Origin of the sequence: Cytobacillus pseudoceanisediminis, from assembly GCF_023516215.1 — a bacterium.
Classification (GTDB): Bacteria; Bacillota; Bacilli; order Bacillales; family Cytobacillaceae; genus Cytobacillus; species Cytobacillus pseudoceanisediminis.
In genome coordinates, this window is the sequence record NZ_CP097349.1 from 1,376,218 (window position 1) to 1,399,538 (window position 23,321).

The 23,321-nt window shown below is 41.0% G+C and carries 20 protein-coding genes, 1 other RNA gene and 4 pseudogenes; 14 read left to right on the forward strand and 11 right to left on the reverse strand.

The window, feature by feature from the left end; genetic code table 11:
* Nucleotides 1-86: 86 nt before the first annotated feature.
* The 4 genes and pseudogenes from M5V91_RS07320 to M5V91_RS07335 form a co-directional block, all read right to left on the reverse strand.
* Nucleotides 87-2,026 (reverse strand): annotated as a pseudogene (locus M5V91_RS07320) (ABC transporter permease).
* A pseudogene (locus tag M5V91_RS07325) lies at nucleotides 2,016-2,776 on the reverse strand (ABC transporter ATP-binding protein). Before M5V91_RS07325 ends, M5V91_RS07320 begins: the two co-directional pseudogenes overlap by 11 nt.
* Before the next feature lie 99 nt (nucleotides 2,777-2,875).
* Nucleotides 2,876-3,880 (reverse strand): sensor histidine kinase, encoded by a 1,005-nt coding sequence (locus M5V91_RS07330; RefSeq protein WP_009334334.1) that lies wholly within the window; start codon nucleotides 3,878-3,880, stop codon nucleotides 2,876-2,878.
* Complete coding sequence (locus M5V91_RS07335) at nucleotides 3,873-4,568, reverse strand: response regulator transcription factor (RefSeq protein ID WP_251264541.1); 696 nt, start codon at nucleotides 4,566-4,568, stop codon at nucleotides 3,873-3,875. The genes M5V91_RS07330 and M5V91_RS07335 overlap by 8 nt, the downstream gene beginning before the upstream one ends.
* A gap of 111 nt (nucleotides 4,569-4,679) precedes the next feature.
* Here M5V91_RS07335 and M5V91_RS07340 point away from each other — a divergent pair, with 111 nt between their 5' ends.
* Both M5V91_RS07340 and M5V91_RS07345 read left to right on the forward strand, forming a co-directional pair.
* The gene (locus M5V91_RS07340) at nucleotides 4,680-5,396 is read left to right on the forward strand and encodes a sulfite exporter TauE/SafE family protein (protein ID WP_284521950.1); all 717 of its coding nucleotides are present in this window, start codon (nucleotides 4,680-4,682) and stop codon (nucleotides 5,394-5,396) included.
* An 80-nt stretch (nucleotides 5,397-5,476) separates the two neighbouring features.
* A complete protein-coding gene (locus M5V91_RS07345) occupies nucleotides 5,477-5,944 on the forward strand; it encodes a hypothetical protein (protein ID WP_019383146.1) in 468 nt (155 codons plus the stop codon).
* A gap of 50 nt (nucleotides 5,945-5,994) precedes the next feature.
* Here M5V91_RS07345 and M5V91_RS07350 read toward each other — a convergent pair whose 3' ends face one another.
* On the reverse strand, nucleotides 5,995-7,776 hold the full coding sequence (locus tag M5V91_RS07350) for a M4 family metallopeptidase (protein ID WP_284521951.1): 1,782 nt from the start codon (nucleotides 7,774-7,776) through the stop codon (nucleotides 5,995-5,997).
* A 227-nt stretch (nucleotides 7,777-8,003) separates the two neighbouring features.
* Here M5V91_RS07350 and M5V91_RS07355 point away from each other — a divergent pair, with 227 nt between their 5' ends.
* From M5V91_RS07355 to M5V91_RS07370, 4 genes are all read left to right on the forward strand, one after another.
* Entirely contained in the window at nucleotides 8,004-8,303 is a 300-nt protein-coding gene (locus tag M5V91_RS07355; protein ID WP_284521952.1) for a DUF4047 domain-containing protein, read from the forward strand.
* An 8-nt stretch (nucleotides 8,304-8,311) separates the two neighbouring features.
* A complete protein-coding gene (locus M5V91_RS07360; protein ID WP_284521953.1) occupies nucleotides 8,312-8,719 on the forward strand; it encodes a hypothetical protein in 408 nt (135 codons plus the stop codon).
* The gene (gene sipW / locus M5V91_RS07365; RefSeq protein WP_009334341.1) at nucleotides 8,691-9,227 is read left to right on the forward strand and encodes a signal peptidase I SipW; all 537 of its coding nucleotides are present in this window, start codon (nucleotides 8,691-8,693) and stop codon (nucleotides 9,225-9,227) included. Before M5V91_RS07360 ends, sipW begins: the two co-directional genes overlap by 29 nt.
* 76 nt (nucleotides 9,228-9,303) lie before the next feature.
* Nucleotides 9,304-9,903, forward strand: coding sequence for a TasA family protein (locus tag M5V91_RS07370; protein ID WP_284521954.1), 600 nt, complete (start codon nucleotides 9,304-9,306; stop codon nucleotides 9,901-9,903).
* 43 nt (nucleotides 9,904-9,946) lie between these two features.
* On the opposite strand, the gene M5V91_RS07375 is transcribed toward M5V91_RS07370, so the two are convergent.
* Both M5V91_RS07375 and M5V91_RS07380 read right to left on the reverse strand, forming a co-directional pair.
* The gene (locus M5V91_RS07375; protein WP_284521955.1) at nucleotides 9,947-11,206 is read right to left on the reverse strand and encodes a helix-turn-helix domain-containing protein; all 1,260 of its coding nucleotides are present in this window, start codon (nucleotides 11,204-11,206) and stop codon (nucleotides 9,947-9,949) included.
* 243 nt (nucleotides 11,207-11,449) lie between these two features.
* Nucleotides 11,450-12,694, reverse strand: coding sequence for a helix-turn-helix domain-containing protein (locus tag M5V91_RS07380; RefSeq protein WP_284521956.1), 1,245 nt, complete (start codon nucleotides 12,692-12,694; stop codon nucleotides 11,450-11,452).
* Between the two features lie 415 nt (nucleotides 12,695-13,109).
* On the opposite strand from M5V91_RS07380, the gene M5V91_RS07385 reads away from it, so the two are divergent.
* The gene (locus M5V91_RS07385; protein WP_284521957.1) at nucleotides 13,110-16,208 is read left to right on the forward strand and encodes a S8 family serine peptidase; all 3,099 of its coding nucleotides are present in this window, start codon (nucleotides 13,110-13,112) and stop codon (nucleotides 16,206-16,208) included.
* Complete coding sequence (locus M5V91_RS07390; protein ID WP_284521958.1) at nucleotides 16,172-16,594, forward strand: FlgD immunoglobulin-like domain containing protein; 423 nt, start codon at nucleotides 16,172-16,174, stop codon at nucleotides 16,592-16,594. The genes M5V91_RS07385 and M5V91_RS07390 overlap by 37 nt, the downstream gene beginning before the upstream one ends.
* Before the next feature lie 63 nt (nucleotides 16,595-16,657).
* Here M5V91_RS07390 and M5V91_RS07395 read toward each other — a convergent pair.
* The 3 genes and pseudogenes from M5V91_RS07395 to M5V91_RS30355 form a co-directional block, all read right to left on the reverse strand.
* A pseudogene (locus M5V91_RS07395) lies at nucleotides 16,658-17,859 on the reverse strand (MFS transporter).
* A gap of 1 nt (nucleotide 17,860) precedes the next feature.
* Nucleotides 17,861-18,022, reverse strand: coding sequence for a winged helix DNA-binding protein (locus tag M5V91_RS30350; RefSeq protein WP_369425941.1), 162 nt, complete (start codon nucleotides 18,020-18,022; stop codon nucleotides 17,861-17,863).
* Complete coding sequence (locus M5V91_RS30355) at nucleotides 18,013-18,249, reverse strand: MarR family winged helix-turn-helix transcriptional regulator (RefSeq protein ID WP_369425942.1); 237 nt, start codon at nucleotides 18,247-18,249, stop codon at nucleotides 18,013-18,015. Before M5V91_RS30355 ends, M5V91_RS30350 begins: the two co-directional genes overlap by 10 nt.
* A 397-nt stretch (nucleotides 18,250-18,646) precedes the next feature.
* On the opposite strand from M5V91_RS30355, the gene M5V91_RS07405 reads away from it, so the two are divergent.
* From M5V91_RS07405 to M5V91_RS07420, 4 genes and pseudogenes are all read left to right on the forward strand, one after another.
* Nucleotides 18,647-19,366: a GTP pyrophosphokinase gene (locus tag M5V91_RS07405; RefSeq protein ID WP_071156140.1), complete on the forward strand. Its 720-nt coding sequence runs from the start codon at nucleotides 18,647-18,649 to the stop codon at nucleotides 19,364-19,366.
* A gap of 14 nt (nucleotides 19,367-19,380) precedes the next feature.
* Nucleotides 19,381-19,806, forward strand: coding sequence for a DUF5392 family protein (locus M5V91_RS07410; RefSeq protein WP_071156109.1), 426 nt, complete (start codon nucleotides 19,381-19,383; stop codon nucleotides 19,804-19,806).
* A 36-nt stretch (nucleotides 19,807-19,842) separates the two neighbouring features.
* Nucleotides 19,843-20,427: a TetR/AcrR family transcriptional regulator gene (locus M5V91_RS07415; RefSeq protein ID WP_439649962.1), complete on the forward strand. Its 585-nt coding sequence runs from the start codon at nucleotides 19,843-19,845 to the stop codon at nucleotides 20,425-20,427.
* 106 nt (nucleotides 20,428-20,533) lie between these two features.
* Nucleotides 20,534-21,801 (forward strand): annotated as a pseudogene (locus tag M5V91_RS07420) (L-lactate MFS transporter).
* Nucleotides 21,802-22,221: 420 nt separating this feature from the next.
* Here the strand turns inward: M5V91_RS07420 and M5V91_RS07425 are convergent.
* Nucleotides 22,222-22,638, reverse strand: coding sequence for a hypothetical protein (locus tag M5V91_RS07425; RefSeq protein ID WP_009334355.1), 417 nt, complete (start codon nucleotides 22,636-22,638; stop codon nucleotides 22,222-22,224).
* A 141-nt stretch (nucleotides 22,639-22,779) separates the two neighbouring features.
* Between M5V91_RS07425 and ssrS the strand changes: the two genes are divergently transcribed.
* Nucleotides 22,780-22,976, forward strand: a non-coding RNA gene (gene ssrS, locus M5V91_RS07430) — 6S RNA.
* Nucleotides 22,977-23,081: 105 nt separating this feature from the next.
* A complete protein-coding gene (locus M5V91_RS07435; RefSeq protein ID WP_019383132.1) occupies nucleotides 23,082-23,222 on the forward strand; it encodes a hypothetical protein in 141 nt (46 codons plus the stop codon).
* Nucleotides 23,223-23,321: the final 99 nt, after the last annotated feature.

Here is a 23,321-nt window from a genome sequence, read left to right on the forward strand (position 1 = left end):
GCAAAAAAACAGCTGGAACTTGCAAACAAACTCTGCAAAACTGCAAATAAAACCGCTCAGGCCAGCATACCTGAGCGGTTTTTCTATTATAGTGCATCTTTTATCACTTTTTTCGAATAGATTACAGACAAAATTCCGAAAATCGAATAAAGCACTGTGTAAAGCACCATAACCAGGATCATCGGCATCCAAAGCTCGCTTCCGAAGAAGAACCAGCCGGATTGTACGGCAAAGTAGCTGTGCAGAAGGCCGACGATAAGCGGAATTCCAAAGTTGAAAGCCATTTTGGATTGAATTCCGCGCAGCAGGTCTCCCTGTGTAAAGCCAAGTTTCCGCAGGATTGTATAGTTTGGTTTTTCATCCTCACTCTGATCCATTTGTTTGAAATATAGAATACAGCCTGAAGTGACCAAAAAGGTTAAACCGAGAAACCCGACAATAAACATGATCAGTCCCATGTTCATTTTTTGCCTTGTGCTCATCTCTTGCTGGGAATCGGCTCTGCCGCTGAATTCCATTTCTTTGAAGAGTGTATTGGCTTTTTCAATATCGCTGTCACTCTTCATATCCACTCCGATGAAAAGCGAATCTTCATCCTGGAGTTCAGGATTTAGATCAGCTTTCAGGTCTTCATATACCTTCTCATCCACAATAGCAACAGGCAGCCCGCCTGATGTAAAATAAAACGGGAGAACAAAATCTTTTTTTAACCCTAAATATTTTTGTTTAATCGTGTTTGTTTTTCCCATGAACTCAAGTTCTCCTGAGTCCTTGAGCGTCATAAATTTCTGCAGTGCATCATTATATCCTGTCAGTACGGTTTCTTTTGCAGAAAGCTTAATGCCATCTATGGATGTTTCGCTTACAACAGGCAAGATCATGTTTGGTGAATCAAAATTCATTTCTTCCAGATTGACATCCAGAATGTCCTCCATATTAGCATCTACATGCAATAACTCAATACTTTTTTCCTTATATTCTAATCCCTCTTTTTGAAGGCTCCCCGTAAACTTCCCTGCATCTTCCTTGTCAGTGAACGAAAAGTGGGAGGGAGGCTATCCTGGGCTGATTTTTCCGCTGAGTAGTAAGAAATATAGCTTAATGACAGCAGCCCGATCGCAAGGGCGGACACAGTTGTAATAATCGTTAAAAGCAGTGCACTCGACTTCATGCGGAACATGATGGAGGACAATGAAAGCACTTCGTTTACATTCAGGTATCCATCTTTCCTTTTGCGGATCAGGCTGGCGATAAAGCTTACCGATCCTTTATAGAAAAGGTAGGTTCCAATGATAACGGAAGCAAGAATCACCACCATCGCGAGGAACAGCTCGTTCATGGATGTGAAATCCCCGCCGAATAAAAGGGAAGAGATATAATAGCCGGCAATGATCAAGGCTAAACCAAGCACGCCCAATATCATTTCCAAAATGGACAGCTTTTTGACTTTTCCTTCTGCAATCGAAACCACCCTGAATAAAGATAGAATGGTTTGCCTTTTGATAAAAACAAAGTTCATCAGCATGATGAAAATATAAATAACCGTAAAGACGATGACAGTCTGCAAAAGCGCCTCACTTGAAAAGTGCAATGATGCAATTCCTTCAACACCTGTCAATTTAAAAAGGACCATCAGTATTAATTTCGAAACCGAAAAACCGATAAAGATTCCAATGATCAAAGAACCAAAATACAGCAGGAGATTTTCCAGGCTAAGGAGCCTGAAAATTTCATTTTTTGTCATTCCTATCAGCTGAAAAAGCCCGATTTCTTTGCTTCGCCTTTTGATAAAAATAGTGTTGGCGTACAGAAGAAAGATGGAAACGATCGCCACGAGCAGAATAGAGGCTGTTTTGATTGCTGCTGCACCTTTAATCGAGCCTTTTGCTTCGGACATCGATGGGTCATATTGAAGGGTGACAAAGGCGAAATAAAGCGCGACACTGAAAATGAGGGCGAATACATAAAGATAATAATTTTTCAGATTCTTTTTCAAATTGCGGAGGATGATGGTATTAATGCTCATGCTGCACACCGCCCAAAACGCCCTGTGTTTTCATGATATCTTTGAAAAAGCCTGTCTTGATTGATCACCCTTATTCAGCTGAGTATAAATCTGGCCATCCTTGATGAAAATAACCCGGCTGCAGAAGCTTGCCGCCACAGGATCATGGGTGACCATGATAATCGTTGCTTTCCTTTTCTGATTTAAATCACTTAACTTATTCAGTAAGTCTGATGCTGATTTCGAATCCAGCGCACCTGTCGGCTCATCCGCGAAAATGATGCTTGGTTCATGAATGAAAGCACGGGCTGCGGAAGTCCGCTGCTTTTGCCCGCCGGAAATTTCATTAGGGTATTTATCCTTTAACTCGAATATTCCGAGCTCACTCGCAACCGCTGCAAACTTTTCATCTGCTTCTTTTTTTGGTGTTTTGCTGACGGAAAGGGGGAGAAGGATATTTTCCTTCACTGTCAATGTATCCAGGAGATTATATTCCTGAAAAATAAACCCGAGGTGCTTCTTGCGGAACTGTGCGAGCTGCTTTTCCTTCAGTCTTGTCATTTCCTTTTCTTCAATCTTGATTTCTCCGCCGCTAACACTGTCAATAGACGAGAGTACATTGAGAAGAGTGGTCTTCCCAGAACCTGAAGCGCCCATAATGCTTACAAATTCACCCGTTTCAATTTTTATATCAATTCCTTTTAATACTTCCTGCCTATTAAATTTATTGCCGTAGCTTTTATGAATTTTTTTGGCTTCTAGTACAAACATGTGTAACCATCCTTTCTTTGATAGCTTTATTATAGAAGGTAACGTATATGTAATTCCTTCGATTGAACGAACAAACAGCAAAAGCATGTGACATTTTTGTCACATGCCTGTTATGCTGACGAAATCATTGCGCGTAGGGAAGACTAGTGTCATGATTGTGCCTTTGCCTAAACAAGACTCTACATGGATTTTTATTTTTAGCTGGTCTGCGGCTTTTTTGGCTAAATATAACCCCATGCCTGTTGCTGCGTTTTCATGATGATTTGCAGTGGAGGTGAACCCCTTCTCAAAGATTCGAGGCAAATCCCTCTGATCGATGCCTCTGCCAAAATCCTGAATCCTCAAGGATATTTTACTGTCTTGCAGGAAACTCGAAATCAAAATGTCTGTTTCCTCACTATACTTCACAGCGTTGGTTAAAAGCTGGCGTATGATAAAACTGAACCATTTTGCGTCGCTTAGAGCTTCTGTTTCTTCCATTTCCATATCAAAGCCAATGCCTTTTTGCATGCACCAGGACTGCAGAGATTTGATTTCGCTGAATAGGATGTCTTCGAGATGAATCATTTCAATATATAAGTCATTTTCCATTGAAGGAATCCGCTTTTGATGCAGCTGCTGATCAAGAAGAAGGTGGATGCGCAGCCATTCATACGTTAGGGCGGATTTCAGATTCTGATCCCCAATCCGGTCAATCATGAGATGCATGGCAGTCAAGGGTGTTTTTACTTCATGAATCCAGGACAGCAGTTCATCTTTTTCCTGCTCGAGAAGTGTCCAGTTCTGGGTGAACTCCTTTTTAAACCGTTCGGTTTGGCTAACCAGGCCCGACTCCATTATTTTTTCAAATGGGCTTTCAGGCTCCGGTATGCTCGATAAATCTAAATTATTTTCCCGCTCGGCTACTTCTCTGTAAAATCGTGTTTCTTTCTGATAACGGAGAAAGATGAATCCAGTGAAAATGATTGCAGATAAAAAGGTGTAATAAAGGAAGGGCTTAAAGGATATGGCCGAGTCCATATATACTACAAAGGCGGCAAGCACCTGAAGGAAACCGAACAGCAGGATCCAGCTTAACCTTTCTCTGATATAGTTCCTAAACATGCGAGGCATCCTCTTCAATTGCCATATATCCCTGGCCGACCTTTGTTTCGATCTTTGCGCCAAGCCCGATGTCATCAAGCTTCTTCCTTAGTCTATTAATATTGACCGTAAGAGTATTGTCACTAATGAATCGTTTGTCATCCCATAGGCTATTAATGATATCGTCCCTGCTGACAATTTGATTTTTTCTTTCTATCAAAAGCTTTAATATGTAAATTTCATTTTTCGTTAATTCTATGCAGCCACTCTCATTTGTAACGGTATTCTTTTCGAAATCAACCGCCGCATCGCACCAGGTCTTTAGGTTATTCTGAACGGCACTATAGTTATAGACGCGTCTGAGGATTGCCTGTATTTTGGCAATCAGGACTTCAAAGTGGAAGGGCTTTTGGACGAAATCGTCAGCGCCAAGCTGCATGGACATGACCATATCTGTTGGATGATCCCGGGATGACAGGAAAATAATCGGCACATTCGAATGTGATCGAATCATCCGGCACCAATGAAACCCGTCGAACTTCGGAAGCTGAATATCGATAATGACCAAATCGGGCTGAATGCCGGCAAACTCCTTCATGACTCCACTGAAGTCATGAATTCCATGGACTTCATAAGACCACTGGGAGAGGCGGTCTTTGATTTCAGAAAAAAGGGAGGCATCATCCTCAATTAATAGCACTTTAAACAATCAACTCACCACACTTTTGCATATTCCTTCCATTATTGTATAGGAAAAGACCAAAGTGTGCCAGATTGTTTCCAGGCTGTGTTAAAATAGGGTAAAAAGCAGGTTTTGTGCATGGAAATCTTTCTTTTCATCTTTATTATTTTAATTGCATCCATTCTGCAGACAAGCACGGGATTTGGTTTCTCGATCTTGGCCACACCGTTTTTGCTGCTTCTTTTTGAACCTAGAGAAGCCATTCAAATTAATTTGATTTTATCTTTAATGATTTCTGCCGCATTATTTTCAAAAATCAAGAAGGATACAGACTTTGGAGTTTTGAAAAGGTTTGCAATTGGAAGTGCAGCCGGGCTGCCTATCGGAATTTCCATTTTTTTATTTTTGGATATTTCCAGGCTGAAGTTAGCTGTCAGTTTCATTATTTTGCTTTTAACGATCCTTTTGATGGCGAATTTCCGTGTGAAAGAAACAAGCCGCAGGGATTATTCAGTGGGCGGATTGTCAGGAATAATGACAACCAGCATTGGCATGCCCGGCCCGCCGCTCCTGTTGTATTTTTCAGGAACTGATACCCAAAAAGAGCGGCTTAGGGGAACTACCTTGGCTTTTTACTTGTTTATCTACTCCGCAAGTCTGGTATTTCAGATAATCTTTGCAGGGACCAATAAGACGATTTGGCTTTCAAGTTTGTATGCTTTGCCGCTGGTGCTGCTGGGTCTATACTTTGGACAAATTTTATTTATTAAAATCAATCAGCGTTTTTTCAAGGTTTTTACATACAGTATCTTGATTTTCACAGGGATTTACCTGCTGGTTGAGAGTGTGAGGTAGGAAGCCGGCATGAAAAGAAAGGCGGGGCTAATAAAATAGTGCTAATTAGAATTAAGCAAATCACGAAAAGGGGTCTGTTCTTGAGTAAAAAACTGATCTTTTGGATCCTGTCCTTCCTGTTTTCATTCTTTGGTTTTTACCTGATAGAACACCTTTTTACGGTAAATCCGCATGTGACTTCCGGCAATGGAAATTTAGGCATCCTCGTAATCTTTCTTTTTACACCTGTTTTTATTTCCAGCTGGGTCTATACTTTTAAGCTTGTAAAAACAAAGATGGTGAAAGATGGTAAAATAACTGTAGGAATTCTGCTTTTTTCACTTGCCGGCTGTGTTTTGCTGATGATTGAAATGAATGATTACACAAGTGAGCTGATCACTGCTCTAGGCGGGACGCCGGATAACCCGGATTCAAGAATTTACCGTTTTGGCTGGTTCAATCAATACACAAATAGTCTTTACTTTAATGTTTATACCTTTTTCTTATCCCATATCGTAACCGTCATTTTAGGCATCCTTTCAGCTATAAGAAGGACAAAGATATATTAAAAAACTCGCCGAAGCGTGGCGAGTTTCTCTTTATTTTTTTGAAGGCAGTTTTATTGGACGCCAACAGCATCATATGCTGCCATGACTGCGTTTACCTCAGCTGAAGGCTGTCCGTTTCGATCCGGATGCAGGTCTCTTGCTGCCTGGATGGCTGCCTGGCGCATTTGGCTGAAGTCGGAGCTTGCTGTCAGATAATGGGTAAGTGCTCTGTAGAAAATCTTCTCGGCTTTTGTTTTTCCGATGCCTGTAACCGAAACACCGTAATGAGTGCCTCCATCTGTGATCAGGTGGGCTGCTTTGTTGTTGATGCTGCTGTTGATATGGACACCGCCTTTATCAAGTTCTCCAATATAACGTTTGCTGTAATGATCAGGGTAGTAGCCTGATTCTGTATAGCCGCCGATATAGACCGAACCTGGATCACTCATGGAACGGAGACCGTCACCTGGTGTAGTTGGCGTCCAAATATCCTCGCCCAATAACCATAGGTCTTCACCTGTTTTATTTTCAGCAAAAGCCCCTAAAATATCTGCAATGGATTCATTGATCGCACCGGATTCATTTTCATAAATTAAATCGGCTGTATTGGTGATCACTCCATGTGTCATTTCATGCCCGATTACATCCAGGCCCCCGGACAGGGAAATCATCCTGGTTCCGTCTCCATCTCCGTATAGCATTTGCTTGCCATTCCATGCAGCATTATTCCACTTCGAACCGATATGGACAGTTGAAACTAATTTCATTCCTTCGCCATCAAGGGAATCCCGGCCATGTACCTTTTTATAATAATCATAAACTTTTCCTGCGTTCACATGGGCAGACACCGCAGAAGGATCATAGAAGAAGTTGTTTCTGCTTTCCACCTCGAATCCGGTCATTCCAAGCAGGGCTGAAAGGATTATAAACGCGTTTTCAGGCATGCGGTTCGCTTTAAATGTATGGACACCTTCAGATCTTGTCCCATCGAATAAATAGTGCGTTCCTGTTTCCGGGTCTTTAACCGCCTGGAATGATTGAAGTGTCCCGAAAATATCCATTCCTCTTGCTTGAACAGGTTCTGAAACAGTCGGAAGTGCTTTCGGTTCAGGCTGGGAAGAAGCAGTCTGCTGTGCCTCAGGTTGTTCAGGTAAAGATGGTGTCAGTTCCGTGATGGCATTATAGCTATGAATGATGTTTCCAGTTACAGCATCTACAAAATAATGCCAATACCCTGGTGCCGGCGCTGAGGTGGAAGCTGTTACATAATAAGCCAGATGCTTTTGCCCGTTATGCGGATAAATAACAAGTTCTCCTTCTATACCATCATAACTCTTCACTTCTCCGATCTTATCTTCAATGCTTTCCTTTGCCTTTTCCAATGCTTCATCTTCGCCCAGTTTCGCCTCTGTAGGAATAATGGAACGTGCCAGATTTGGTGTAACTTTACCGAAGAAGGCTGTCACATTGTTTTTGTCGTCCAAAGCAATGGTCTGCTGTGCTCCGTATACTGGTATTCCGTTGTATTGCTCTACTGTTCTGAAATGGTGTGTGTTTGTCTGCTTATCATCGAATTGATCAATGATTTTGAATTGATCCTTGGCCTCGTAGCCGGCGTTTTTGAATAAGTTCGCCTTGGATTGAAGGAATGCATATACAGCTTCTTCCTTGCTCAGTCCTTCAGGAGCTTGCCAGGTCCCAATTATGTAGGAAGGCGTCTTTAATTCCTGATGATACTTAACGATTTCTTCATTTGCCAGCACATTTTTTGCGGGCAGTGATAGTCCCAAGATGGAAAACGAAGCTGCCAGAACTGCAGGGAGTACTTTCTTTTTTAGCTTATTTCTTTTCAAACTGATCACCTCTTAGTTTGGATTGGTATTTCAAGGTCAATTATTCTGAAAATTCCACGAATGGTCAATTGGGTTATAGGGATCAGTGATATGCCTGTCTTTTATGAATTCGGAAATCAAAATAGCCTGTATTTTGCCTTGGAATACCGCAAAATAACCCAATTTACTTTGCACATGACCTCTCGTATGCTTGTTCCACAGACACCTTTTCGGGAGGAGAGCGGGGGATGAAGAAGGGATTGAATAAACTCATTTTGCCGTGTCTTTGCTGCCTGAGTTTTTATACAGGCACTCAGCTTGTCGGGAAAACAGAAGCTGCCTTTACAAGCCAGGCAGAGGCAAAGCCTATTATAATTTCCACTGCTTTTGTTTTCCCATCATATATTCACGGGCTTGAAGAGGAAGCCAGGATAAACAGTGAACAAATACTAAAAGAACACGCCGGTTTAGAAACATTTGTGAAGAACGGGCTGTTAAATGAGACCGCAGATCCGTCCTCCGAATTTTTGAGAAAAAAGAACAGATAACAGCCAGCTTGAAGAAACTTCATAGAATAAGAGCTGAACTGGAAAAACTGTTTCTAAAAGCAGAAAAAAAGGAAGGATATGAGTTTGTAAGTAAGGGTTTCATTAAAGTAGACAAACTCCTTCTGCGAATAAATGATTCTCTTAACCTTCAGGAGCTGGAACAGCTTTTTTATCAAAAATTGCAGGAGCAAAAGAAGAAGCAGCAGCAGGGAGAGGACATTAAGACAAACGAATTGGAAACGGATGATCAATTAGAAATGCCTATCAGGAAACAGGAAAATCAGGTGATTGAACACAAAGAGCCAGCTGAGGAACAAGCGAATCCTGCGGAAGAACAGACTGACAGCAAGGACAATAAACAGAAGGATGAAGAGGAGGAAATAGCCAATGAAGAGAGCCTTGAAAATACTGAGTAAATGTATCAGTGCAGCAGGATTGATGCTCCTGTGTCTGCTTGCTGTTTGGGTGATATCCTCAAAAGCATCCGGAGGAGAACCGTCCCTTAAAGGTTATCAGGCAAAAGCTGTTTTATCGGGATCCATGGAACCGACTTTCATGACAGGGTCCATCATTGTAGTGAAACAGCCGGACAGAAATTTAAAAAAGGAAGATATTATTACATTTAAATCAGGAGATAAATTAATTACCCATAGAATTGTCGAAGTAAAGAAAACGAAAGCCGGGGTTTTATATCAAACAAAAGGCGACAACAATGACGCTCCGGATATGGAATATGTCCAGCCTAAAAATATAGCCGGTAAATATGTAGGTTTTACCATCCCATATGCAGGCTATGCGGCTGAGTTTGCAGCATCCAAAGAAGGTTCCGCACTCCTGCTGTTTATCCCGGGACTGCTCCTGCTGCTATCTGCTGCGAGGACAATTTTTCTGGCTCTTAAAGAATACGAAACTAAAAACGCTTAATACTCCGGTTATGCCTCTTATTTGCCACAGGTAATAAGAGTTAAATAAATTTATAAGATCCAAAGGAGGAAGAAACATGGGATTTGCAAAAAAGGTAAGTAAAGGACTTTTGACAGCTGCTTTAGGTTTTTCATTAATGGGTGGGGGTACATACGCTTACTTCAGCGATACGGAGATTACGAATAACACGTTTGCAGCAGGTACCCTGGATTTGGCGGTAAACCCTGAAACAATCGTCAATATTGGCGATTTAAAACCAGGTGATGAAGTTTCACGTGAATTTACCATCACAAATAGCGGCACTCTTGATATTTCCAAGATCTTGCTGCATACAAACTACCAGGTAGAAGATGCAAAATTAAATGGAGCTGTAAATGCAGATGATTTCGGGAAGCATATAAAAGTGACCATCCTATATAATCAGGCCAACGCAACCGTACAGGTTGCAGAGACGACTTTGTATGAACTGCAATCACAAACTCCAGATTTAACAGCCATTGATAACTTTGTAGGCGGGGGAACAGTGCCGGATGGCCTGGCCCCTGGGGAAACCGATAAAATTATTGTGCTGTTCGAATTTGTCGATAACGGAGGGGATCAAAACGAATTCCAGGGAGATGCGCTGCAGGTGGAATGGAAATTCAATGCACAACAGGCTGAAGGAACAGTAAAATAGAAATGGACGGAAAATCCCTTGAAAGAATATTCAAGGGATTTTTTTACACATTAATTAATTCATTGCCTTCAAGCAGCCGGTTCAGATGAATGGCTTTTTCATGATGACCTGTCTCGATGTAATATTCATAAAGCTTTTTGCCATACCTGCGCATAAGAATTATATGCTTAATTTTAACAAATTCAGGGAAAGCCTTTTCTTCCAAATACTTAAAATATTTCTCGCGCTGATGATAAAGCTGATACTTAGAAAGTTTAAATAACGACAAGTATAAAGTGCTTTTAAGCTCCTTTGAAACCTGAATCCCTTCGCATGCTTTTTTAAGGAGAGCTGTTTTGCCGGATAATTTGCCTTCTACACAGGAATTAAGGTAAGAGTATAATCGCTGAAGATAAATGATTGTATTCCTGTCAGCTAAACGCAAAGCCTGTTTATAGCAATCCTTTGCCTTAGCATATTGTTCTCTGTTAAAATACTCAAATCCTAAATTATTGTATAGGAGCCCTTTATAGTCATGATATCCAATTCGTTCACAGTCCCAGATTAAATGATGATAACGTTCTGCCAGTTTATCCATGTCGGTTAAGATATCACTGCTGATCTGCAGGAGGATAATGGATTCAGCTTTTATCGCCATCGTATAGTTATTCGTGTTTTTGAAGTGCTGCAAAGATTTTTCTGCAAACATGTAAGCCATGATTTTTGAGTCAATATAATGATAGGCAATTGCCAAGTGATAAAAGTATTCTTCATTGCCATATTCATTTATATCGATATTTTTTAAGACCTGAAGTGCCTTTTGCTGATTCGTGCAATCAGGTTTTATTGCTTGATTAATATAATACATCCCTTGAACATGGAAAAATAAATTTCTCTCAAAAAGGGAGAGGTGATGAAACTCATGGCTAATTTGCTTAATAATCCGGGATACATCCTCTAACTCCTGATGCAGCAAATGGTATCTTGCCTTTAAAAGCAGATAGTGGGCTGCATATTTAGAAGACTGAATAAAAGGTGTACTTTCCAGTTCATTTTTTATTTCCTCAGCCCTGGCTAATCTATACATAATGATGGCTTTATGCCATTCCTGCAGGCGCTTATCCAAATCCCGAAAATATTCAACTTCCTTTTGAATGTCAATATTTAGAACCGCAGAGAAAAGTGAAATAATTTCCGGTGAATAGGCTGTTTTCCCTCTTTCGATTTTGCTTACATGGGTAGGAGTACAAATCCCTTCTCCTAACATAGCTTGTGTAAGACCAGACTTTTCCCGGTAGAATTTAATAATTTCCCCCTCCAGCATGTGATCCTCTCCTTATCTATTAATAATAGGTGAATTATGCCAGGCAGCTGTTCTTAAATACTTAATTATCTTTTATCTAATATTTTCCTTTTTGGGGGAATTTTTAGGGGCATAAGACATAGCGCCTTTTGGGGAGACGAACCATGGATTAGTCCAAAAGGCGGACTGGGAGAGAGCGGAAAAAAAGTACAAACAGAAAAGTCTTCTATGGGATTATAGAAGACTTTCCTCACTCAATTATATTTAATGAACGTGGGGTTCAAAGTATTTGGCTGCAAGCGCGCTTGCTTTTTCATGCTGTGACGACGTCCTATAATAATGAAACAGTTCTTTTTCATAGAGAGAGATTAATGTGCTATTCCCTAATTCATGAAGGTGGGGAAGGAATGTATTTTCTAAAAAGAGATAGTAATCATTTATGTCTTTATCTTCTAAAAGGATATCGAGCATATAAAAAACATATTGATAGGTTTTATTTTGAAATTGTTCAGCCAGTCTGTGGCCATCGTCCAGCAAGAATCTGAGATTTTGTTTCTTATAATGATCCAGATTAAGGCAGCTATGAACATACCCTCTAATAGCGCTTAATTTTAAAGGTGGGTTTGGATTAACCTCGGATTGTTCCAATAGCTTTTTGTAAACCTCGCTCGCTTCTGAATAAAAGCCTTTTGCAAAGTATTCAACGGCAAGATTATGCCAAAGGTTCATTTCCCTGGCTTCTTCTTTATGAGCCCGGCAGGATTTGATTAATGTATGATACTGCTTAACGGTTTCTTCAAATTGGCAAAGGTCGTATGTACCCATTTGTATCAGTAAAACGGTTTCTGTATCAAGAATTCTTTTAAAATTATTGGTTTCCCGAAAATAGGATAGTGCAAGAGTACCATAGTGATAGGCTTTTACCCTATCATTCATCAAATGAGAAGAGGTTGCGAGGTGAAAATAATATTCATGGTTATTATATTCTTTAGGGTTAATATTCTTTAAATGGGCAATGGCTTCTTTGCAATTATGTAAGTTTAGAAAATAAATGCTCCATGTATGCTCGAGAAGATTCCGTTCAAAACAGTCAAGGGTGACCCAGGCTTTTTGGCAGCTGTCTAAAAGCGATTTGCCTTTTTCCTGCTCTCCTTGCATCAGGTGATAACGAGCCAAAAGGATTGAATGAAAATATTTTGTTTCCGAAAAATGCAGGTAAGGATTTTGGGCTAGTTCCTCTTTAATTAATTCTATATCTTCTTTTTGCTGTTTAACCATGGCCTCCAGCCACTCATGAAGTTTTGTCTCCAGCATATTAAACTTTTGAAGCTCTTTAATAAGATCTATATTCAGCCGTTTACAGATCAAATTAGTAATTTCTGACGAATATTGTGTATGGCCCCGCTCTATTTTACTGATATGAGTCACAGAACAAATCCCTTCGCCCAGCTGCGTTTGGGTCAATCCAGCACGTTCCCGGTAATATTTTATAATTAAACCTTCCTTCAAAACAGCATCCCCCCTGTGTTTGTGGCTATAATCGTAGCATACCTTATCGGCTAGAAACAGATAGCCAGGAAATGTCAGATGTCTGTTTTTCCCAAGGGTTAGTGGAATATTATTCCTAAGAGGTATTTTAAGATTTCAATTTGGGGTAATTAAGAAAGCCTTTTTTACCAGAAGGTGAGAAGGTTAATAGAAAATAGATACAGAAATGCGCCTTTTATACTGTTTAAATAGAAAGAGATTCTTCGATCTGGATATAAAGTTCTGAAATTAAACGGATCCCTCTTTTTAGATTCCCCCAATTTACTTCTCTCAGACCCGGCACTACAATAAATTTTAAGAAAAGTTAAAAAATATTGAATTTTTCCAGGGGAAAGGGCGGGAGAGAAATGAAATTGAAAAAGGGGTACCCTATAAAGTGCTGGCTTCTGCATTGGCAGCAGCAATGCTTTTCGGGGGAACAGTCTCAGCACAAGGAGCTCAAGAAGATCAGATCCAGGCTCCAAGTGTCGAAGACATTGTTAAGCAGGGACAGAAAATATTTTTGGACCACCAATATCAGACCAAAGCAAATGCAGTGGACAAGCTGGGATATAAGGATCTGAATGAAAAAGGGTTAACGAAGCCATATAAGCCAAATGAAATTTTACGTGTAATTGTTGAGGTCGAACAGCCAGCAGGTACTGAAAAAACGAAACAAAGCAAAAAAAGTAAAATGAAGGCAAAACAAGACGAGGTTATTTCTAAGCTTACAAAGAAAAAATCTATCAAGAAAGTGAAGCATCGCTTTTTTGAAGGGTTTAATGGTTTCAGTCTGGAAACTGAGTTTCGTAATTTAAAAGAAATTCAGGAGCTTCCTGGTATCACGAACGTGCATATTGCGAGAACATTTCAGCCATCCATGAGTGCCAGCAAGGAGCTAGTGCAGGCGCAAAAAGTCTGGGAGCAGCATGGCTATGAAGGAGAAGGGCTGCTTGTTGCTGTAGTTGACTCCGGATTGGACTATACGCATCAGGATATGACATTGACGGATGAAGGGAAAGACAAGCAGAAATGGTCTGAGGGAGAAATCAACGCAAAACTCGCTGAAACGGGTATTAATGACATCTGGTATAGTGACAAAGTGCCGACAGGCTATGACTGGGCCGATGAAGATACGGATGTCATTCCCCGCGGACAATATGGAAGTCCGCATGGCATGCACGTTGCAGGTACTGTAGGTGCCAATGGCGATGAAGAAAATGATGGGGTTAAGGGGATTGCTCCTGGTGTACAGTTATTAGCTGAAAAAGTATTTTCTGATAATGGCGGAGGAGCTTATGAAGATGATATTATTGCTGGAATTGAACACGCTGTGGCAATGGGGGCTGACGTCATTAACATGAGCCTTGGATCAGATGCCGGCTTTGTTGGAGAAGAAAATGATCCGATCCAAAAGTCAATCCGGGAAGCAACTGAACGGGGCACTCTCGTGGTAGCAGCTGGAGGCAACTCATCTTACAGCACAAAAAATAATATTATGGAGGCCTCTGCCAAGCCGTATGCAGAAAATCCGGATATCGGAACAGCAGGAGAACCTTCTGTCAGCCCATTTGCGCTATCAGTAGCATCCTATGAAAATACTATATTGCATATGAATGCACTTAGTGATGAAAACGGATTGCAGCTTCCATACCAGGATCAGACCCATGTAAACTTCAAGCTTTCAAAAGTTCTATCATCTGGAGAAAGCTATGAAATGGTATATGTAGGGGAAGGGAAGACGGCTGATTTTGCCGGGAAAGATGTTGCCGGCAAGATAGTCGTAGCAAAACCAAATCAAAAATATGGTTTATATTCATATGTACAATCTGAAGCCAGAAAAAATGGTGCCAAGGCGGTTATCCTTGTACCGCCTCATGACGAAGCTGATTATCCTTTCTTGTATTTTAGCCCCTACTTAACTCCTGCAGCAACAACCAGCAAGGAGGTTGGGAACGCCTTAATTTCGCAGCTGTCCAAGGGACAAACAGTGAAGATGAAGATGAGAAAAGGTGTTTGGGTGGATAATGCTGAAAAAGATAACATGTCAGACTTTTCATCTTTTGGAACGCCGCACACACTTGACTCCAAACCTGAACTATCAGCACCTGGCGGTGGGATTTATTCCACTGTTCCCGGCAATGAATATGAAATAATGAGCGGTACGTCCATGGCAGCACCTCATGTCGCAGGCGGATCAGCTCTGCTGCTTCAGGCTTTATATGAAAAAGGATTGCCGCAATCCAAAGAAACGGCATTAAAAGCGAAAATCGCCTTAATGAATACGTCAAAAATCATTCAGGATCCGCGGGCAAACAACCAGGTCCCTTACTCACCACGCATACAGGGATCCGGTTTGATGCAAATACAAAATGCGATCAAAACACCTGTACTTGTCACAAATAAAAATGCTCCTTTGGAACAGGCAGGGGCGGTTGCTCTAAAAGAAATGACCGGAAACAAAGCACAATTCAAACTGAATGTGGAAGCATTTCAGGATGCAGGCGTGAAAGATTTGGAATATAAAGTGTTCGTTGATGTTTTAACAGACGAAACTGAAACAAAAGAGTTTGACTTGGATAATGACGGTAAATTGGATACCAAAGAATATTTAACGATGACCAGCAAGCGGATTTCAGGTGCTTCTGCCATCGTAAATGGTGAAAAAGTGACCGGCAAAGAAGGAAAATCGCTTAAAATTAAGCCAGGACAAAATAAGAGTTTGGATGTACAGATTCAATTGCCGGATAGCGTAAAAAAGGGCACATTTATCGAAGGATATGTCCGCCTTGTGCCAACAGGTAAAAACAGTGATGCCGCTGTGCCGCTGACAATTCCATATATGGGCTACTTTGGTCAATGGGACAAGCCGCAAAACCTCGACCCTGCTGCTTGGGAGAAAGATGCTTTCTTAGGATATACAGTCTTATGGAACGATGAAGGGGCACAGTTCCCGATGGGATATGATCCGAATACCGGAACATTTAATATGGATCGTATTGTCATTTCTCCCAATGCTATTTTGCCGGGTGTTTTCCCATCCTTTACAGCTCTCCGCAACTTACAAAAAACCGAAATGTTCGTTGAGAATGATAAAGGTGAAATGATCAATTATTTAGGCGACTTCAGTGAATATACCGGCAAGCCATGGAAGTTCCGAAAAAATATTATGGCATTCGGGGATTATTTAATTAACGGATATTTATGGGATGTTAAGAATCAAGATGGGCAATTCGTTGAAGATGGAACCTATCAGTATGTAATCAAAACAACACTTGATTACAAGGATGCCAAACCTCAGGAAGTAAGGCTACCGGTTCAAGTAGACTCAGTCGCGCCATTAGTCTCGGATATTCAGGTACAGCAAAAGGACGGCCAATATGAGATTTCCTTTAAGTCAGAAGATAACGAAGGGGAAGCGGCTATAATGGCGCAATCATCTGGTATAACGGGAAGTATATGCCGCTCGAACCTGGAAAAACTTCAGCCCTTGTAAAAGAGGAACCGAAGAGCGTTGTCGTATTAGGTATCGACCATGCATTTAACCAGAGCTATGCTGTATGGGGGGATCCTTCCTATATTAATGAAGGAATGCTCGTAAGCTACTTCAGTGTATATCCTAATAAAAATGTGAATGCAAACACGCCTGCCGGCATCAATGCATTCGCAAACAACCGCGTAAACTGGAGAGTGAACATTAAAGATGAAGCAGGAAAAACCGTTGACACAATTAATGTGGAAAACGAACATGAAATTCACTTGAAGTGGACTCCAGATGCAGATCTTCCGAATGGGACTTATACCATTAGTGCGGATGTATCAAGTAAGCAGGGCTTTACAGTGACTACGAGTCCTAAAACGGTTACAGTAGTTCAGAACTAAAACATCAAAAGCCATGGACGGTTTAGAGGTCCATGGCTGTTCCAATTTTGCAATGCCTCAGGTTCAAGCTGAAACAGATGTGTTCAATTTTTTTAGGGCAGCAGATTCCTTCTTCCCATGGAGGAAAAAATATAAAATGGCTGATAATAAAACAAAGATTGCCATCATTCCATAGAGCTTGCCATAGCCTGTAACCGGAATCATGAATCCCAGCAAATAGGGACCAAATCCCAAGCCTGCATCCAGAAAGATAAAGAACGTTGACGTCGCCAATCCCATCCGATGAGCGGGTGTCAGCTTGACGGCCACTGCCTGGGTGCAGGACTGCATGTTGCCAAAGCCCAGCCCAATTAGCGCTCCAGCCAAAAGCAAGGTAAAACTGCTGTTTGCTGTGCTAAGCACAAACATGCCTGCCGCAAATAAGATAAAAGCTGGGTACATAACATAATTTGCTCCTTTAAGATCCATCAGACGCCCGGTAAATGGGCGTGAAACCAGGACAGCGGCCGAGTAGATGAGAAAGAAAAAGCTCGCAGCCTTGACTAAATCGACTTCTATCGCATAAAAATTGATAAAAGAGAGGACTCCGGAATAACCGAATGCGATTGCCAGTGTGATGAACGCAATCGGGACTGCTTTTGGCTCGATAAAACTGGAAATTTGGAAGCCCTGCTTTTTCACACCTGAGGCTTCTATTGAAGGAACGTATAAAAAGAAGGATGTAATCAAAGCAATGATGCCAATGGCCAAACAGAAGACAAAAATCATTTGGAAAGAAACTTTTGCATCATCAATAAGCCAATAAATGGCCCAACAGCTGTCGCCAGCGTTGTGCTCATGCTGAAGTAGCCAATTCCTTCCCCTTTGCGTGCTGCCGGAATAATTTGTGCAGCGATAGTCCCGGTCGCCGTACTTGCCACACCTAAAGCAATGCCGTGTATAAACCTGGTAACCAGCAGGAAAGCAATTCCAATGTTCACGAAATATAAAAGAGTCGTCAGTGTAAAAAAGATCAATCCGATAAAAAGTGTTTTCTTACGCCCTATGTTATCAATGGCTCGCCCGATATAAAGCCTGCCAATGAGCGTTCCAATAATAAAGATGCCCGTCACAAGCCCGGCCTGGCTAGTTGTGGCACTATAGTAATCCACTGCAAAGACAGCAATGGTCACCATCAGCAAATAGAAAATCAATGTTAAGAAAAAATTAACAGATGACACGATAATAAAATCCTTTGTCCAAAGCTTCGGTCTAGGCTGATTCAATTTATAACTCTCCCTGCATTAAATTATTGCGGATTTCGCTCATCAGACGAATCCCTTCGAGCTGTTCCTCCTCTGAAATTCCTCTTAGAATTTCCCGTTCAAATTCATCAATAGCTGCGCGGACTTCCTGATAAACCTTCCTGCCAGTATCAGTCAGCTGCATTCTTTTTCCCGTTTGTCTTTAGTCGGAACAGGTTCTAAATAGCCCATCTCCTCCAATTTTGCAATCGTCCTTGTCACTGTTGGTTTTTCAACGCCAAGGTAATGTGAAAGCTCCACCAATGTAACTGAAGCATCATTATTCAAGTAATACATGATGGACCATTGAGCCCGGTATAAATGATGCTTGCTTAACGCATGGTTCAGCCTATTCTCAAATGGGCGATACAATAGCACAAGCTGGTGAAAAAACTTCTGAAATGTTTCGATCTGAAAAACCTCCCAATTTAGTTACTTTGAGTAATAGTTATCGAGAGTAACTAATTATTTATTATACAGCTTTAATCGTTAACATGTAAATAGGCAAGATCTTTGTTTCTAAAACAGCTATCCATAATCAAAAGAAGGCAAATTTGTGACATCGTGTCATATTCAGTTGACGTGTGACACGATGTCATATACAATTCAATTGTAAGGATGACACAGTGTCACATTGAGGTGAAAGCATTGTCCAAAATTCAATTGCTTATTTCAAAATTGCAGAAACAGGGAGTAAATGCGGCAATCTGCAAAAAGCCGTCCAGTTTTAAGCCACCAAAAAATAAGGCTAAAATTCAAAGGAGTCCCTATGGTCACAAATACGCCTGAACAAATTACATTAAAGGAGCTTAGGACAGATTTAGTGCGTTTTATGATGTCCCACAAGTTCGCATTGGAAGAAATAAATACGAAAATAAATATTCTGAAAGAAGAATTTCAGTATGTGCATGACTATAATCCGATCGAGCACGTAAAATCACGAATTAAATCTCCAGATAGTATATCTAAAAAGCTGCAAAGAAAAAAATTGGAGATTTCCTTAGAATCCATTAAGCAAAATATTAGGGATATTGCGGGCGTCCGCATTACATGTTCCTTTATATCAGACATTTATAAAATCAAAGCCATGCTTGAAGGCCAGAAAGATATAACTGTGCTCGAATGCAAGGATTATATTCAGCATCCAAAGCCAAATGGCTACCAGAGCCTTCATCTGATTGTCCAGATCCCCATTTTTATGTCTGACAGGGAAGAACTGGTTCCTGTAGAGATTCAAATCCGGACGATTGCCATGGACTTCTGGGCAAGTCTCGAGCACAAGATTTACTACAAGTACAATAAAGAAATTCCGCAAAGAATAGTGAATGAACTGAAAGAGGCAGCTGACACGGCTTCACGCCTCGATCGGAAAATGGAAAACATCCATGAGGAAGTGATTGGCCTGAAACAGCTTGAAGATGATGAAGCCATGATTTTCCCGCCTGAAAGCCTGCAATTTCTGCTGGCCAATAAAGGGATTAAAACTTAAAGGAGACGAAATAGATGCAAGTGTGGACAGATATGCCGAATTTCGTAAAAAGAGAACTGGAGCAGCTAGAAGAAAAAATATCTCCCATTATGAAAAAAGCATCCAGATATATTTTTTGGTCAACACCCTTGATTATTCTGTCATTAATCAATCTCATGACCTTGTTTTTCACCGTTCAGGATGAGAAAACTTCGCCGTTAACCATTCTGATTTACGCCATCATTGGTGCGCTCGGTTTCGCGCTTTCTAAAGAAGGGAAACATCAGCAGCTGGAAATTCAAAAGCTGAGCTCACAGTATATTAAAGAACGGATTACTAAGAGCCAATGGGCTTCTGACCCTATTAAAACGAGATATCAAGCATTGATCAATGAGAATCCCAGAAAGGCAGTCCCTTATTTTATCCAATTCTTAAAGGAGGAAAAAAGAGACTGGCAGTAAGGAGGAACCGGAATTGCCCAAAATAACTTTTTCAATTTGGCTGAAGACAAACGAGAAAACTTAGTCCATGCGGCCAAAAAGGAATTTGCCCGCGTCCCGCTTTATCAGGCATCCATATCCAATATCATAAAAGATGCCAAAATCCCCCGCGGCAGCTTTTATCAGTATTTTGATGACAAAGAAGATGCGTTTTTCTACTTATTGAATAGCCATGTTTCTGCTTATAAGCTACACTTTCTTGAAATGCTGCGCAAAAATAATGGCGATATTTTTGATGCGATGATCGACTTTTATACAACCATCATTACAGAGGAAAAAGAAAATCTGCAGTTTCTGAGGAACTTATTTCTTAATATGACGCATCGAATCGAAAATGTTATGGCAAGAAGCTTCGGTGAAAATGACCTGAATGAGGATTTCAAGAAAATCAGCAATCTGATTAATAAGGAGCGGCTGAATATACAGGACGAGCATGAAATTTTTCATATGATGCAGATCATTTCCTCTGTCACATTCCACAATATCGTGAAAAAATTTGCGGGAGAACTGCCATTCGAGGAAGCTGTAAATAATTACAGAACAGAAATCTATTTATTAAAAAAAGGGTTTGTCTCAGGATGATTTTCGGAAAGCCTGTCTCTAAAAGGATTAGAGGCAGGCTTTTTTGGGAAGGTAAAAAATAGCATGGAGCTTATAAATAAAACAATATTCAGGAAAGGGGTTATTTATGGCGAACAAGAATAGATGGCTGATTGCCCTTTCAGCTGTCGCCATTCATTTATCAATTGGTTCGGTGTATGCGTACAGTGTTTATCAAAACCCATTGAAAGAAACGCTTGGCTGGGAAAAAACCGACGTCTCACTGGCATTTACCATTGCGATTTTTATCCTTGGGATTGCGGCAGCTTTTTTTGGCCGGTTTGTGGAAAAGCGGGGACCAAGAGTTTCAGCCATGATTGCCGCAGTCTTCTTTGGAATTGGGATTATTGGGTCCGGATTCGCCATACAATTGGAGAACTATGTCCTATTCCTCATTTTCTTCGGTGTCATTGGGGGACTGGGCCTCGGCTTCGGCTATATTGCACCTGTCTCCACATTGGTTAAGTGGTTTCCTGACAGAAGGGGACTTGCCACAGGAATGGCAGTTATGGGCTTTGGTGCAGGGGCCCTGATCACAAGCCCCATTGCAAGCAGATTAATGATTGCAACTTCGATTCCGACAACCTTCTATGTCCTGGGAATCAGTTATTTTATTCTAATGATTTTGGGAGCGCTTTATATTGTAAAACCGCCTGAAGGATGGGCACCTGAAGGAATGGAGGAGAACAGGGAAGAGCGGCCGGTAAAGGCAGATCTGGCACAGCTGACTGCCAATGAAGCGATTAAGACGAAGCGTTTCTGGCTTCTATGGATTATGATGTTCATCAATATTTCTGCAGGCATCATGATTCTCTCAGTTGCCGCACCAATGGCCCAGGAAATCACTGGGGCAAGCGCGATCACGGCTGCAGGCATCGTCGGCATAATGGGCCTCTTTAATGGAGGGGAAGAATTGGCTGGGCATCTGCATCGGATTACCTTGGAAGAGGAAATACATATATGACCTTCTTCCTGATACAGGTTGCTGCATTCTTCATTCTTCCATTCATCACAAACTCTTTTATCTTCTCTGTATTCCTTTATATCATTGTTTCATGCTATGGAGGCGGGTTTGCATCCCTTCCGGCCTTTATTGGAGACCTGTTTGGAACCAAACAGCTTGGCGCGATTCATGGTTATCTGCTTACCTCGTGGTCCATCGCGGGAGTAGTCGGCCCAATGCTCGTATCCAGCATATATGAAAATACGCAAAGCTATACGATTACTTTCTATGTGTTTGGCACCATGCTTGCCATCGGCTTCATCGTCTCACTGCTGATGAAGCGGGACATCAAGAAAATCAGAACTGCAAAGATGCAAAAAAGAGCAAGCGGGCAGCTGTCACTAAATAATTGAAGGAGTAGCACCGATTTCCTTTCATAAAGGAAAAGGTAAAGTATCTGCGTCTATTCTGAAGCCTATTCTTGAGATGTATTAAAAAGGTAATTGCTAATAATGGTGGATGGATTGCAAATTGGCTGGACTTGCCAAGGGGACGGCTTAAGATCCCCTGCTTGTTGCAGAGCAAAAAAAGCAGTTGTTATAGAAGGGCCTATGACTTCCTAATAAGGAGAGCAAGAGAAAATGGTCGCCATGGAAGGCCCCTGAAGCCGAAAAATGAGAAGTAGTGGGGAAAACGGTCGCCATGGAGCGCTCATGAAGCCCAAAAATGAGAGGTAGCGGAGAAAACGATCGCCATGGAGCGCTCATGAAGCCGAAAATTGAGAGGAAGCAGAGAAAATGGTCGCCGTGATGGTCTCATGGCAGACCTGCTCTCTACTTTTTAATCAGGAGCTCTTTTAATGTTTGAGACTTTTCTTTCCCTAAGGTTCCTAAAGCATTCTTGTCTCTGTCAAAAATCACTGCAGATCCTTCTTCTTTGTTGAACCATATTAAATACTCAGTTAAACTTTCTGGCATATTTTTATCGTATGTAAAGAATAAAGTGGCTATAGCATCTTCATTTTCATCCATTTGGGGCTTTATGTTTTCCTCCCATTCAATTTCCCCAATTATATCTCTTATGGTTTTAATCTTTTCTTTTTCTGTTATTATGATTTCTTCATCACTGTTTCCACTTGTAAAATCAACTCTAGTCAGCTGGCTCAGGTCAAGCTCATTTGGGACATCCTTTGAACATCCGATAAGAAGAAAGATGGCAATTGCGGATACCAGGCTATGGAGTTTTTTCATATAGAATCCCCCGATCGTTTCATTAGTGTAAAATATTCAACAAACAACTTTAAACCCCTGTTAAAGAACTCAAATTATTGTTTATAACAAATGAATGAGCATGCCCATTGAAAAATCCGCCAGAATCCGTTAATATATTAATACAAGCTGCATTGTTCGTAATCATAATAAAGTTTTAACCTTTAAGCTGTAATAGGGAGTTTTACATTGAAACGGGAATGACAGGCCTCCGTCTATACGACAAGGAGGACAGGCAGGAATGTTTCTGCGAACACCCACTTTGAGGAGTGGTGGTTTAAAACTTTCTTATCATTATTTACGGCAATGGCGGCTGTACATACGTAAACTGAATCAGTTCCCAAGGGGAGCTGGTTTTTTTGTGTTTAGAAATCAAAATTCTGGTTAAACCAAGATAAACGACATATTTAACAGGAGATGTAAAAATGAAAGAAATTACGGAAAAGAGATTTTGCGAAGTCTGCGGAAAAGAAACTGTCCACATCGCCAGGGAAGATGCACTGGAAATTGAATACATCTGTAAGGAATGCCATCATGAGGAAGACATCATAAAATCCTTTTTTTAAAGCCCCGGTGATATTGACACCATCAGAAAGCCGTGATAAAGTAAAATTATCTCGAATTAAAGATATTTTATTTTAAGATAAATAACAACGGGGAGGAAG

Bases quoted from the DNA above. Each gene is read 5' to 3' on its own strand.
- M5V91_RS07330 (WP_009334334.1), bottom strand. From the start codon at position 3,880: ATGTTTAGGAACTATATCAGAGAAAGGTTAAGCTGGATCCTGCTGTTC.
- M5V91_RS07340 (WP_284521950.1), top strand. From the start codon at position 4,680: ATGGAAATCTTTCTTTTCATCTTTATTATTTTAATTGCATCCATTCTG.
- M5V91_RS07355 (WP_284521952.1), top strand. From the start codon at position 8,004: ATGAAGAAGGGATTGAATAAACTCATTTTGCCGTGTCTTTGCTGCCTG.
- sipW (WP_009334341.1), top strand. From the start codon at position 8,691: ATGAAGAGAGCCTTGAAAATACTGAGTAAATGTATCAGTGCAGCAGGA.
- M5V91_RS07370 (WP_284521954.1), top strand. From the start codon at position 9,304: ATGGGATTTGCAAAAAAGGTAAGTAAAGGACTTTTGACAGCTGCTTTA.
- M5V91_RS07375 (WP_284521955.1), bottom strand. From the start codon at position 11,206: ATGCTGGAGGGGGAAATTATTAAATTCTACCGGGAAAAGTCTGGTCTT.
- M5V91_RS07390 (WP_284521958.1), top strand. From the start codon at position 16,172: ATGCCGCTCGAACCTGGAAAAACTTCAGCCCTTGTAAAAGAGGAACCG.
- M5V91_RS30350 (WP_369425941.1), bottom strand. From the start codon at position 18,022: ATGCAGCTGACTGATACTGGCAGGAAGGTTTATCAGGAAGTCCGCGCA.
- M5V91_RS07405 (WP_071156140.1), top strand. From the start codon at position 18,647: ATGGTCACAAATACGCCTGAACAAATTACATTAAAGGAGCTTAGGACA.
- M5V91_RS07410 (WP_071156109.1), top strand. From the start codon at position 19,381: ATGCAAGTGTGGACAGATATGCCGAATTTCGTAAAAAGAGAACTGGAG.
- M5V91_RS07425 (WP_009334355.1), bottom strand. From the start codon at position 22,638: ATGAAAAAACTCCATAGCCTGGTATCCGCAATTGCCATCTTTCTTCTT.
- M5V91_RS07435 (WP_019383132.1), top strand. From the start codon at position 23,082: ATGAAAGAAATTACGGAAAAGAGATTTTGCGAAGTCTGCGGAAAAGAA.